The organism is Pseudoalteromonas sp. BMB (assembly GCF_001709235.1).
Classification (GTDB): Bacteria; Pseudomonadota; Gammaproteobacteria; order Enterobacterales; family Alteromonadaceae; genus Pseudoalteromonas; species Pseudoalteromonas maricaloris.
On record NZ_MBQA01000137.1, the window covers coordinates 1 to 13257 of the forward strand.

Here is a 13257-nt window from a genome sequence, read left to right on the forward strand (position 1 = left end):
AAATAACCTGAGCTGCGGATAATTAATGCCTTTCTAGCAGCCAGTTTTAGCGCTAACTGCGTTGAATTCACTTCCAATAGCCAGCTATTGGTGCGTAAATTCGCCTTGTTTTCCCTAAATCTTGCTGGCTAGGCAAGAAGAAAAGCCTTTTTGACTAAAAATGATGAATTAGCCATTTCTTATCCAAACCTCAGGTTAACGAGGATGTAAGGTCATAATGAGTGTCACCTTGAATATTAGATTTTTCTAATATTAGACATTGCTAATGTTTGTGTCTATACTTTAAGCGTATTTATTTTTTGGGAGTCAACATGGAACTGCAGCAAATGGCGCAAAATGCCGAACAGGCAGAAGCCTTGTTAAAGCTTATGGCGAATAAAAATCGCTTGATGATTTTGTGTGCATTGCAAAAGCAAGAGCTCAGTGTTAGCCAGCTTAATGAAATGGTGCCGTTAGCGCAGTCTGCCTTATCACAACATTTAGCCAGCATGAGAAAGGCACAAATCGTGGCGACTAGGCGTGAGGGGGCGACGATTTATTATCATGTTAAAGATAGCCGAGTCGCTGTACTACTCGATAGTTTATATCAGCTGTTCTGTGCCTCAAGTGTAGAGTAACTAGGAACGAATGAGATGCAAAAGTTAGATGGTGTCATTCGGTATGCTCTACAAGGCAGCTTGCCAACGATTATCTTCTTGTGCGCTGTGGTACTTGGATTATTTGCATTGCAAATGACACCACGAGAGGAAGAACCACAAATAGTGGTGCCTATGCTGGATATTCATGTGTCGGTACCAAATACTGCCTCACCAGAAGTGGCACGATTGGTCACCACTCCACTTGAAAAGTTACTGCTGCAAATTCCAGGCGTTGAACACGTCTATTCTACGACCCAAACCGGCGGCACGGTTGTTACTTTAAGATTTCATGTGGGTGAAGACAGAGAGAAAGCCATTCTCAACACCTACACTAAGCTGTATGCCAACCAGCATACTATGCCGGGAATTGTCACTCAGTGGCAGATCCGTCCAATAGAAGTCGATGACGTTCCAATTCTTATGCTTGGACTGACAAGTTCCAAGCCGCAACTATATGATGACTACGCGCTAACGCGCTTTGCACAAGAGCTAGCTATCCAGTTACAGAGCATCGCAGACACCAGCGAGGTTTCAGTTATTACCGGGCGCACGAGAGCACTTAGGGTTGAGTTGAACTTAGCTGCGCTTGCCGCACATCAAACAACACCAATGGATGTTTTAGGTGCTATCCAAAGTAGTAATCTAGTGACACGAGTCGGGCAAGTGACGGCAGGCAGTAACACGATTGCCTTTGAATCTGGTGATGTCCTTCGTAATAAGTCGGCACTTGAAGGTCTCACGGTGAATGTAATCAATAGCCGTGTCATTGTTTTAAAAGAAGTTGCTCAGGTTATTGATGGTCCTAGTGAACCCGATAGCTATCAGTGGTTAGCAAGCAGCGACAGTCAGGCTGATGCACCATTAGTGACGATTGGCGTGGCGAAGCAAAAGGGAAGTAATGCGGTAACGGTTGCAGAGCAAAGTTTAGCGCTTGTAACCCAGCTACAACAGGAGATCCTTCCCGCTGAGGTATCGGTAAAAGTACTAAGAAACTATGGCGAGACGGCCAATGACAAAGTCAATAATCTTACCTCTAGCTTGGCCTTTGCGGTATTTACCGTTGTGATATTTGTCGGTGTATTTTTAGGTTGGCGGCCTGCCATCGTTGTTGGTCTTGCAGTGCCAATTTGCTATGGCATTACACTTGGGTTGGACTTTGCGTTTGGTTACACCATTAATCGGGTCACCTTGTTTGCGCTTATTTTGTCGCTGGGACTGTTAGTCGATGACCCAATCACTGGGATCGATAATATTAGCCGCTTTATTCATCGCGGCGCGGCAGCTGACACAGATCATAACATTGTCGCTGCTATGGTCGAGATCAAATCTGCGCTTTTGATGTCAACGTTAACTATCATCATGGCGTTTATTCCATTGGCATTTATTACTGGCATGATGGGCCCATATATGGCACCTATGGCATTTAACGTCCCCATTAGTGTCATTGCCTCGACGTTAGTGGCTTTTTTAGTGACGCCTTGGCTGTCTAAAAAGTTACTCAAAGCGGATGCAAAAACAAGTGAAGTCGCGCCTCAAGACTCGTACTACAGCAAAATCATGCTGCCAATTTTACAAAACCCACGTAAAGCCAAGTGGTTATTATGGGGTGTGTTAGGGTTATTTGTTGCGAGTGTGAGCCTTCCTATTTTTAGAGCCGTACCACTGAAATTGCTGCCGTTTGACAATAAAAGTGAAATCCAAGTATTGATAGATATGCCCGAGGGAACCAGCCTTGAGCAAACGGCCGCAATGACGAGGCAAGTACAGCAAATCGTTTGGTCAGAAGCTGAAGTGACCGACATCGCCGCTTTTGTCGGTAAGCCTTCCAGTATGGATTTTAATGGTATGGTGCGAGGCTATTATCGTCGTAGTGGTACGCATCTTGCCGAACTTAGAGTTTTACTGGTGGATAAGCGTGAACGCGAACATCAATCTCACGCCATCGTCATGCGACTGCGTGAAAAGCTTCAGCCTTTTAACCAAACTTTGACGCAAGTAAAAGTGGTGGAAGTGCCACCGGGACCTCCGGTATTAAGTACACTTGTTGCTGAGGTTTATGCAGATCCGTTTGTTGCTCGTGAAACGCAAGAGCAAGCAGCCCAAAGGTTAGCGCATCGTTTAAGGCAGGAGCCACATGTGGTTGAGGTTGACACCTCAATGGCTTCGCCAACATGGTTAAAGCGGTTTGTGGTTGATAAACAAAAGGCCGCGTTATCAGGTGTGGCCACAGAGGATATTAATCAATCTTTAGTGGTTGCAAGCAGCGGCATGTCAGCAGGCTTTTTATATACTCAAGGTGAGGTCGCAACGGTGCCCATCGAGTTGGGTGTGAGTTACGCGCAGCGTAATCAATGGCAAAACGTATTGGCGATGCAAGTTCGTGGTCGTCAGGAGTTGGCTAAAACCACTCAAGAATATGGCTTAGAGCAGGCCGCGAGGCCCCTTGTAGCGATTGGTGAACTTGGCGAATTAACAGCTATCCCTACGGCTCCCGTGATCCTTCGAAAAGACCTACAAGAAGTGATTTATGTGTTTGCGGAGCTAAATGGCCGTACCCCAGCTGAGGTGATTGCCGATGTGGTTGCGGATGAAAACCAACAGATAACACCAAGCAATTGGGCATCTCGCACCTTTTTACACAGTGGCGGAGGAGTCACTTGGTCAATGTTAGAGGGAACTCATTATACCTTTAAAGGTGAAGGTGAGTGGCGCATTACCATAGATGTGTTTAGAGATATGGGGATCGCATTTGCATTTGCACTGGTGGCGATATTTATCATCCTGCGGATACAAACGGCATCTAGTAGCTTATCACTTATCATTATGTCGGCAATTCCACTCACCATGATAGGGATTATGCCGGGCTTTTGGTTACTCAATCAATTTGGTGAGCGTGTGGTTGCAGGTGCGCCAGAGCCTGTGTTATTTACAGCGACCGCGATGATAGGGATGATAGCGCTGGCCGGAATCGTGGTGAGAAATTCCCTGATTTTGGTGGAGTTTATTAATCAGTCTCGTGCGGCTGGTATGGCACTTATCGACGCATTGATCGCGGCGGGAAGTGTAAGAATGCGACCTGTATTACTTACAGCAGGCACGACGTTATTAGGCAACTTGGTGATTATCTTAGATCCCGTTTTTAGTGGCCTCGCCCTTGCTATTATCTTCGGGATCATTGCTTCAACGTTATTTTCATTGTTGGTCGTGCCTATCGTTTACTACTTAGTATTCAAATCATCATCGACACCTAATCAATCTCTTAATGCCTTATCAGTTCAGGAGTCTTCTCATGTCTCGTAATCAAATCGCTATTCCTGTTCTTGCTATTTTTTGCCTATTATTGATGGTCGTATGGCTTGCTGGTGGATTCCAAAATAAGCTAGCTCCGGGCAATAAGTCCGAACTTCCAGCTTATCAAGGCGCACGTTATACCGTGCAAAAGTCGCTGATTGCGATGATTGAACAAGTTCCCGCGAGTGTGGTCGCAAAAGAAAATACGTTAGTGTCCAGTCGGTTATTGGCGGAGCTTAAAACGCTTAACGTCAGAGCCGGTGATAAAGTCACTGCGGGACAGTTGATAGCAACACTCGATGATGCCGAGCTTAAAGCAGAGCTGCAAAGAGTGGCGGCGCAGCAAGCGGCGAATTCAGCCAAGCTAGAGCAAGCGACTAAGCAGCTAGTACGCAATAAATCTCTTAATGAAAAAGGGCTTATCGCGATTAACCAAGTGGATGAGTGGCAAGCCACAGTGAACGAGTTACAAGCGCAAGATAAGGCATTGCAAGAGGCGTATCGCAGTGCAGAAGTCGCGCTGGGTTACACGCAAATCACAGCCCCTATTTCGGGTAAAGTGGTAGCGCGCTTACAAGAGCCGGGCAGCATGGTTAGCCCCGGTGGCGCCATTATTTCGCTATTCAATCCGTTACAATTGCAGATTGAAGCGCCAATTCGCGAGAGCCAAGTTAAGCATATTCAGTTAGGAAGCGAGATTAAGGTACGCATACCTGCGCTAGACATAAGCCAAACCGCACGTGTGTCGGAAATGGTGCCAATTGCCGACAGCCAAGCGCGCAGCTTTATTATTAAATTGGATATGCCTTTGCTGAAAAATGTGGTGCCTGGCATGTACGCGCTGGTTGAGCTTGTGCTTGGCGAGCAGGCGGTTATCCAAATTCCAACTAATATGATCAGCAAGTATGGTCAATTGGCGATGGTTGAAGTAATAGAAAGTGGCCAGCTTCACAAACGCTATCTCAGGTTGGGCGAAGAGACTGGTAATAAAACGATTGTTATTAGTGGCCTAAACGAAGGCGATCAGCTAGCTGTGCAGCGATAGTTAGCTGATCTGAACTTTTAAATAAACGAAGCGATTTCGGCGAGTGATTTTTTCACTGTTGCGTGCTCTGGAATAGTTGCATCTTCACTTGGATAGCCCGCAATCAATAACATATAAGGACGTTCGTTATCTTTATCTCTACCGCACAACTCGCTTAAAAAGCTCATTGGTTTAGGAGTATGGGTCAGTGTGGCTAGTCCTGCATTATGCAGGGCTTGGATAAGAAACCCAGTAGCTATCCCAACCGATTCATGGACATAGTAGTTGGTATTTTTGTCTTCCGCGTGGATCCCACCTTTTTTCTGACTAAAAATAGCGATAAGCCAAGGTGCATGTTCTAAGTAGGGCTTTTGTGCATCTGTGCCCAAAGGTTTTAACGCGTCCAACCACTCATCTCCGGCACGGCCTTGGTAAAACGAGCGCTCGAGGTCTTCGGCTGCAGCTCGGATCTGCTTTTTCTTTTCTGCGCTGCCAATCGCCACGAAATGCCATGGCTGATGATTTGCACCACTGGGGGCTGTGCCCGCTGCTTTGATACAGGTTTCGATGATTTCTTGCGGTACTGAGCGGTCGCTAAAAGCACGGATGCTATGACGTCTCTTACTGTTTTCCAAGAATGCTTCCGCGCGACTTAGCATTTCTTCGTGAGGGTATTCAATAAAATCCGTCAGTGGGTGGTTGGCGTGATCTTGCATGTTAGTTTTCCTTGGGTTTTGTAAACTAAGAACGTTTCTTAGTGTTTCAGTGTTTACTTTTATTTGCAATTGATATGTTTATGTTAATTGTCACTAACCTAGGTAAATGTTATAAAAAGGACAATAATAAAAATCCGGAAAGGAAATAACAATGCTCGAAATATCAGGACTTTCAAAAACCTATGATAATGGTGTTCATGCTTTGAGAGGTGTAAACCTGACTATTCCAAAGGGAATGTTTGGGTTACTCGGACCCAATGGCGCTGGAAAATCATCGTTGATGCGCACGATTGCTACATTACAGTCGGCGGATGCTGGCACCATACAGTTCGACGGTGTGAATGTCTTAAAAGAGCCCAAGGCACTCCGCGCACGTCTAGGCTATCTGCCGCAAGATTTTGGTGTTTACCAGCGCGTTAGTGCGTATGATTTATTGGATCATATGGCAATCCTAAAAGGGTTAAATAATAAAAAAGAGCGTAAAGAAGCCGTGGACGGATTGCTCGCACAAACTAACTTATATGATCACCGTAAAAATGCGGTAAGCGGATTTTCCGGAGGTATGCGTCAACGCTTTGGTATTGCACAGGCACTTCTTGGTGATCCTGATTTACTCATTGTGGATGAACCGACAGCGGGATTGGACCCAGAAGAACGTAATCGTTTCCACAACCTACTCGTTGGCTTAGGTGAGAGTAAAGTAGTTATCTTATCGACGCATATCGTGGAGGATGTATCTGAGCTATGTCCGAATATGGCCGTACTGGCGAGCGGACAAATTTTACTTGAAGGTAATCCAATTGCGCTCACTGAGCAGCTACAGGGGAAAATCTGGCGTAAGTCGGTCACACTTGCGGAAGCAAAAGAAGTAGAGCAAAACTTACCGGTTATTTCTAAGCGTTTATTTGCGGGACAGACCTTACTTAACGTATTTGCAGATCAAGCACCTGAAGGTTTTGAAGCGGTACCTGCCGATTTAGAGGACGTCTATTTTTCTACTCTGCATACTCATCGAAATAATCAAGCAGCGTAAGGAGTAGGCAGATGCTATTTAAAATGATGCGTTTTGAGTTGCGGTATTTTGTCCGTCAGCCTTCCTTTTATGTGACTTCTCTGATTCTATTTTTGCTCACCTTTTTTGCCTCAGTTTCGGACTCGGTACAGATTGGTGGTGGCAGTAACGTCAATGTAAACTCGCCCTTTGCCATCTTACAAACCGTTGCCATCATGACCATTTTTTCCGTCTTTTTGGTGGTTAACTTTGTTGGTAGTGCGGTGATAAGAGACGATCAAAGTAAGTTTAGTGAGCTTATTTTGAGTAAGCCTTTGCACTTAGCGCAATATCGATTGGGTCGTTTTCTCGGCGCTTATTTTGTCACTTTACTAGTATTTTCAATGTGTTTAGTGGGGATCTGGGTAGGTTCTGGTATCGGCGGGTTAGTCGGTTGGCTGGATACCGAACTGATCGGGCCTAATAAACTCAGCTATTACCTAACGCCACTATTTTTCATTGCTGCCCCGTCACTGTTCTTTATGGCGAGCCTATTTGCGCTGGTGGCGCAAAAATTTAGAACCATGATAGCAATGTACTTAGTTGCTGTGGGTTTGTTTGTGACTTATCTTGTGGCAAATAGTATTTTTTCAGATATTGAATACCGTACTATTGCTGCGTATGTAGACATGTTTGGCCTATCAGCTATTTCGGCGCAATCAGAATATTGGACCATTGCAGATCGCAATACATCGGTCATCAGCTTGGTTGATGAGCTGCTCTATAACCGCTTAATTTGGATGTCAGTTGCACTGCTCAGTTTAGGTGCTTTAGCCTTAAATACTTCTCATTATTTACCGCAAAAACAAAAAACCAAGAGTAAAGCCAAAGAAGATGGTAGCCAGGCGTCGGCATTGCTGAATCGTTTTGATTTTAAAGCGAGCGTAGGTAGTAGTTGGGTGCACTTTTGCACCAGAACCACTTTTGAAGTAAAGCAAGTGCTTAAAAGCTATCCATTCTTAGTGTTATTAATTTTGGCGGTGGCAACCTTAATACCTGCATTGGTTGGCTCATTTAATTGGTATGGCACAGAAGTATGGCCAGTGACCTTTAGAATGGTGGAGCTTATCCACGGCAGCTTCTGGCAATTGTTGGTCATTGTGTTGGTGTATTACAGCGCTGAGCTAGTATGGCATGACCGTGATTCGCGAATGGGAGATATTGTTGACTCTTATCCTGTTGCAAACTGGGTATTTTGGGGCTCTAAATATATCGCTCTAGTTGCGGTGATGACGCTGCTATGTGTATTTGGTAGCTTGATAACCATTAGCTATCAATTATTGTCAGGTGTGACACAGATAGATCTCGCCCAGTATATTGTGCGCTTGGGATATTTATATGTGTTAGGTTTTGCCTTCCAAACCACCTTAGCATTTTTGATACAGGTGATGAGTCCAAGCAAATATATGGGTATGGGAATATATGTCGTTTACTTCATTATTTCGATAGTCCTGAGCAACTTTGGCTTTGAGCACAATATGTACCACTTAGGTGAAACTTCCTCAGTGCCGTACTCAGATATTAATGGTTATGGTCATTTCCTCAGTGCGGCACATTGGTACAATTTGTACTGGTTTGGTTTTAGCATGATGTTAGCGACACTAAGCTATGCACTTTGGCCTCGTGGTGCGGGGCAAACGCTGAAAGCACGCATTGCACTGATGGGCTATCAGTTAGGTAATGCAGGTAAAGCATTATTGGCTTGTGGTGCTTTAATATTCGTGGGTAGTGGCAGCTACATTTACTACAACACGCAAGTGGTCAATGAGTTTATTACGCAAGATGAAGCTGAAGATATCGCAGAGCAATATGAGCAACAATTTGCCCAGTATCGAGATGACCCTGTACCAGTCACGTTAGATGTACAGCTCAATGCTGAGATATTTCCAAAGACACGTCGTATTGAAGCGCAGGTAAAGCTGTTGGTTGAAAACCGCTCAGATAAAGAGATTACTCGCTTCTTGGTCAATAAACCTGACCACACAGTAGAGTGGCAAGTTGAAATGGCTGGCGCTACGCTTGGTGAAGAGGATAAAACCTTTAAGCATGCTTGGCTTGAGCTTTCACAATCAATGACACCGGGTGAGCAGCGTGAAATTACGATGTCAGTTGTACGGCAAACACTTGGCTTTGTAGATAGAGGCAATGATGAAACCTTGGTGAACAATGGTACCTTCATCGATAACACGACGTTGTTCCCGACATTTGGTTATAACATCTATAAGCAAATTCAAGACAAAAGTGAGCGTCGCCAGCGCGGCCTTGAACCACTAAAGCGTGGTAATAAGATTGAAGAAACACACTATCATCATGAGCCATTGTTTGCGGAAAATTTTGTCACATTCGCCGCAACGGTGACGACGGATGAATCGCAAGTTGCGATGGTGCCGGGTTATTTGCAATCAAAACACAGCAAAGATGGCCGCACGACCTATGTCTATGAAATGGATGCTCCAATGCTGCACTTCTATAACATCTTGTCGATGGATCTTGAGGTGAAACGAGAAGAGTACAAAGGCATTGCGCTCGAGGTTTACTACCATAAAGATCATGCTTGGAACGTAGACACTATGTTGCAGTCGACGAAAGACTCTATTGATTATTTCACTCGAGAGTTTGGGCCTTACCAACATAAGCAAATGCGTATTATTGAGTTTCCTCGTTACCGAGACTTTGCACAAAGTTTTGCCAATACAGTGCCGTACTCGGAAAATATTGGCTTTTTGACGGACACCCGTAACCCTGACAATATCAATGTACCTTACTATGTGACCTCACATGAGCTGGCACACCAGTGGTGGGCGCATCAGGTGATTGGTGCTAATGTGGAGGGGTCAAATATCCTGTCGGAAATGTTGTCGCAATATTCTGCCATTATGGTGATGAAAGAAAAGTACGGCGAGCATAATCTCCGTAAATTCTTGAAGTATGAACTCGACACCTATTTAAGTGGACGAGGCTCTGATCCGTATGAAGAGCGGGCGTTATCTAGAACAATCGGTCAGCAATATATTCACTACAATAAAGGCTCTGTCGTGATGTTAGCGCTGCACGATTTACTTGGAGAAACGCGACTCAATAGCGCATTAAGAAGCTTCTTAAATGACTATCGTTTTAGAACAGATATCTACCCAACGACACTCGACTTTTTGACTTACCTAAAAGCGGGGGCTTCAGAGCAAGAACAAGTATTTATCGAAGATCAGTTCAATGCGATTACATTGTATGAGCTTAAGCTTGCGGGTGTTGAAGTGCAAGAAGCGACGCAAGCGGGAGAGCTACATACGGTGACCTTAACGGTTGAGGCGGCGAAAAAGCATGCAGATGGTGAAGGTAACGAAGAAGAAATCCCGCTTAATCAAGAGATTGATATAGCCTTATTCTCTGCTGATCCTAACAACATTCAAAGTGACGAAACGCTGTTATATCTACAAAAGCACGCGATCACATCGGGTGAAAATAAGATTGAGTTGAAAGTAACAGAGTTACCGAAATTTGCGGGAGTTGATCCGTTTGTAAAACTGATTGATAAGAAAACCGCCGATAATATCAAGTCACTCTAATCTATACATGGTAGGAGAGGGCTTTTTCGAAAGCCCTCATTTGTTTTAAAGGAAAGTTATGCCAGATTTATTGCAAGTAACAGGGGTGTCGAAGCAATATGTTTCGGTAAAAGCAGTAGACAATCTAAGTTTTAGCGTTAAACAAGGTGAGATCTTTGCATTACTGGGCCCCAATGGTGCGGGTAAATCATCCCTTGTGAGAATGTTGGTTGGATTTACCTATCCAGATAGCGGAACAATCGCTGTGAATATTGATGGGCAAGCATATCAATCAATCCCCCATCAAAGTTTAGGTTATCTCCCTGAAGATCGAGGGCTGTACGCTGAAAAAACTGTGCAGCAGAATTTGCTCTATTTTGCCAAGCTACGCGGTGTTGAGAAAAACGTAGCGCTAGCACAGATTGAGTCTTGGCTAACGCAGTTTGACTTAAGTGATAGAGCGCATGAGCGGTTGAAATCGTTGTCAAAAGGCAATCAGCAAAAAGTACAGTTAATATCGGCAGTATTGCACAAACCCAAGGTTGTACTGCTTGATGAGCCTTTCTCTGGTCTTGACCCCATCAACCAAGAAAAGGTGGTGGTGTTTTTAGAAGCGTTAAAAGCACAAGGCATGACCGTTATTTTAAGCGCACATCAGATGGCGATGGTAGAAAAGCTGGCCGATAGAATGCTGTTAATGAATCACGGGCAAGCTGTGCTTTATGGCACATTAGCCGAAATAAAACAGGACGTTGGTGTTGGCGTCGATATCACAGTGAGCTTCAGTGAGGCAACGAACTACGCAGCGCTCAATTTAGGTAACTACAAGGTTGCGTGTACTCAATTAAGTCAGAGTAAAATTAAGTTTGAGTTGAGTGACTCCTCAGAGCTTAATTTACTGCTCGCCGATTTGTCTAAATCAACGACTTTGCAAGGAATAGAAACCAAAACGATGGACTTGCATCAACTCTATCTTAAAGCAATCGAGTCTCATCAAGGCAAAGTGCAATCTCAGGAGCATGCCCATGTCTCATAAGCTGCAACAGATACTGCAAGTGACCAAATGGGAGTTTATGTACTTTTTTAAACTCAAGCAGGAGCTGATCGGTAAAGCAATTATGCTGGCGATAGGTTTGCTTATCTATTTTTGGCAAAGCACTTCGTTTTTTGAACCTGAGCAATATGTTATCGCAACACCATCCGCCATGAACTTAACTCAGTTACCTGAGCCTTTGCTTCTAAAGCGAGTTGATGCTTCAAAAGCTGAACTTCTGACTCAGTTAGAACAAGAGGAAATTGACGGTATTTTGATACTTCAAGCCCAAGCGGGTGAGGCGTTACAGTTTGAACTGATTACCACAGGTAAAATGTCTTGGCAGAATGAAGTTGAGGTAGCGCTTACGCAGTTTTACAGCAACGAACTCGCACAGAGCTTTAATTTATCTGCGGCTCAGCTTGCCTTGTTACAGCAACCTGTGAGCGTTTCCAATCAATACACAAAGGATGCGGTTAAGGAGACGCACAACCAGTCTTCGATGACTGCATTTGGCGTGATGCTATTGATGCTCATCGGTATTTTTACGTCATTTGGACAGATCTTCGTGTCTATCACCGGAGAAAAGCAGCAGCGTGTTACCGAGCAATTATATTCTTGTATGAGTGCGCAAACTTGGATTGACGGCAAAATATTTGGTCAAATGCTCCATTGTCTAAAGGCTATGTTAAGTACGTTATTTTCATTTTTGTTGGCGATGGCTTTTATACAAGTCGTTGTAAAAAACGAAGCCTTGGACTTTACGATGATAGACTTTGCAATGTTGCCTTGGTTTACCCTGTTTGCGATAGTAGGTCTTTATATGGCAACAGCCTTTATGGCAGCAATAGCCGCAGCTATTGACGATCCTAACCATAGTGGCAAGACAGGGTTTATGATGATCCCTATATTGCCAATTGTTATCGCGTTTATGATTGTTGATAGTCCAAGCAGCCTTGCCGTGGATATTTTGAGCCTTTTCCCGCTTACCGCATTTGTGGTGATGCCAGTAAAAATGGCGTTAATTGAAGTACCCATTTGGCAAGTGTTATGTGCGTTGGTCAGCGCATTACTTGGTTGCTACCTTATCCGTGTTGCTGCGGGACGATTGTTTAAAGCGGGTATGGTGATGTATGGCAAGGAACCCTCAATTAAGGATATGGTGCGCTGGGTCTGTAAACCGGAATAATACCGTTTATATGATAACTTGCTAGCACAACACTTTGGTTATGGTACGCTCCATAACCGGAGCTTATGGCCGTACAGAGAGGGTGAAATGTATCAACATATTGATAATGAAAACAATAAAATAAGTCTACCAGCGGGAAAAATCGTTTGTGTTGGTAGAAACTACGTAGCGCATGCCAAAGAGCTAGATAATCCCATTCCAAGCAGTCCGTTGTTGTTTATCAAACCAGCAACGAGCTTAGTACCATTTAATAATAAAATGATGTTGGACGCCGCACTTGGCGAACATCATTATGAGGCCGAGCTTGCACTATTAGTAGGCACCAAAATTGATGCAAAAACCCCTGTGCCTCTCAAGCATATCGCTGGAATTGGGCTGGCACTCGACTTGACATTACGAGACTTACAAAGTGAGCTAAAAGCACAAGGGCACCCATGGGAGCGGGCAAAGGCCTATGATAATAGTTGCCCAATGACGCCTTTTGTACCATGTGATGAAAACACCTTTGCTGAGAGTATTGAATATCGTTTTTGGCAAAATGGAGAGCTTAAACAGCATGGCGACTCTAGCTTAATGATTTTTCCAATCACTGAGTTGCTAAAGGACATTGCTCGCTACTTTACGCTTCAGCCAGGAGATATTGTCTTAACAGGAACACCAAAAGGGGTGGGGAGCCTAGCGCATGGCGATGAACTTACGCTACAGCTGAAAAGCCATACTCCTTGGCATGGCAAAGTTGCGATAAATTAGATTCTCGCTTTTATGTACATCGC

Annotated in this window: 9 protein-coding genes; 8 read left to right on the plus strand and 1 reads right to left on the minus strand. The window is 44.4% G+C overall.

The window, feature by feature from the left end; all coding sequences use genetic code 11:
* Window positions 1-311 precede the first annotated feature (311 nt).
* The 3 genes from BB427_RS08935 to BB427_RS08945 are packed head-to-tail and all read left to right on the plus strand — an operon-like array spanning window position 312 to window position 4974.
* Window positions 312-617 carry an ArsR/SmtB family transcription factor gene (locus BB427_RS08935; RefSeq protein WP_069020408.1) on the plus strand — a complete coding sequence of 102 codons (306 nt, stop codon included), beginning with the start codon at window positions 312-314 and terminating at the stop codon, window positions 615-617.
* Window positions 618-632: 15 nt separating this feature from the next.
* Window positions 633-3938, plus strand: coding sequence for an efflux RND transporter permease subunit (locus BB427_RS08940; RefSeq protein WP_069020415.1), 3306 nt, complete (start codon window positions 633-635; stop codon window positions 3936-3938).
* Entirely contained in the window at window positions 3928-4974 is a 1047-nt protein-coding gene (locus tag BB427_RS08945) for an efflux RND transporter periplasmic adaptor subunit (protein WP_069020417.1), read from the plus strand. The genes BB427_RS08940 and BB427_RS08945 overlap by 11 nt, the downstream gene beginning before the upstream one ends.
* A 17-nt stretch (window positions 4975-4991) precedes the next feature.
* On the opposite strand, the gene BB427_RS08950 is transcribed toward BB427_RS08945, so the two are convergent.
* Window positions 4992-5669, minus strand: coding sequence for a nitroreductase family protein (locus tag BB427_RS08950; protein WP_069020419.1), 678 nt, complete (start codon window positions 5667-5669; stop codon window positions 4992-4994).
* A 151-nt stretch (window positions 5670-5820) separates the two neighbouring features.
* Here BB427_RS08950 and BB427_RS08955 point away from each other — a divergent pair, with 151 nt between their 5' ends.
* From BB427_RS08955 to BB427_RS08975, 5 genes are all read left to right on the plus strand, one after another.
* Window positions 5821-6702 carry an ABC transporter ATP-binding protein gene (locus tag BB427_RS08955; RefSeq protein WP_010378221.1) on the plus strand — a complete coding sequence of 294 codons (882 nt, stop codon included), beginning with the start codon at window positions 5821-5823 and terminating at the stop codon, window positions 6700-6702.
* A gap of 11 nt (window positions 6703-6713) precedes the next feature.
* Window positions 6714-10283: an ABC transporter permease/M1 family aminopeptidase gene (locus BB427_RS08960; protein WP_069020421.1), complete on the plus strand. Its 3570-nt coding sequence runs from the start codon at window positions 6714-6716 to the stop codon at window positions 10281-10283.
* Between the two features lie 58 nt (window positions 10284-10341).
* The gene (locus BB427_RS08965) at window positions 10342-11298 is read left to right on the plus strand and encodes an ABC transporter ATP-binding protein (RefSeq protein ID WP_069020423.1); all 957 of its coding nucleotides are present in this window, start codon (window positions 10342-10344) and stop codon (window positions 11296-11298) included.
* Complete coding sequence (locus BB427_RS08970; protein ID WP_039493475.1) at window positions 11288-12484, plus strand: ABC transporter permease; 1197 nt, start codon at window positions 11288-11290, stop codon at window positions 12482-12484. The genes BB427_RS08965 and BB427_RS08970 overlap by 11 nt, the downstream gene beginning before the upstream one ends.
* An 87-nt stretch (window positions 12485-12571) precedes the next feature.
* Window positions 12572-13234 carry a fumarylacetoacetate hydrolase family protein gene (locus tag BB427_RS08975; protein WP_069020425.1) on the plus strand — a complete coding sequence of 221 codons (663 nt, stop codon included), beginning with the start codon at window positions 12572-12574 and terminating at the stop codon, window positions 13232-13234.
* The last annotated feature ends 23 nt before the right edge of the window (window positions 13235-13257 follow it).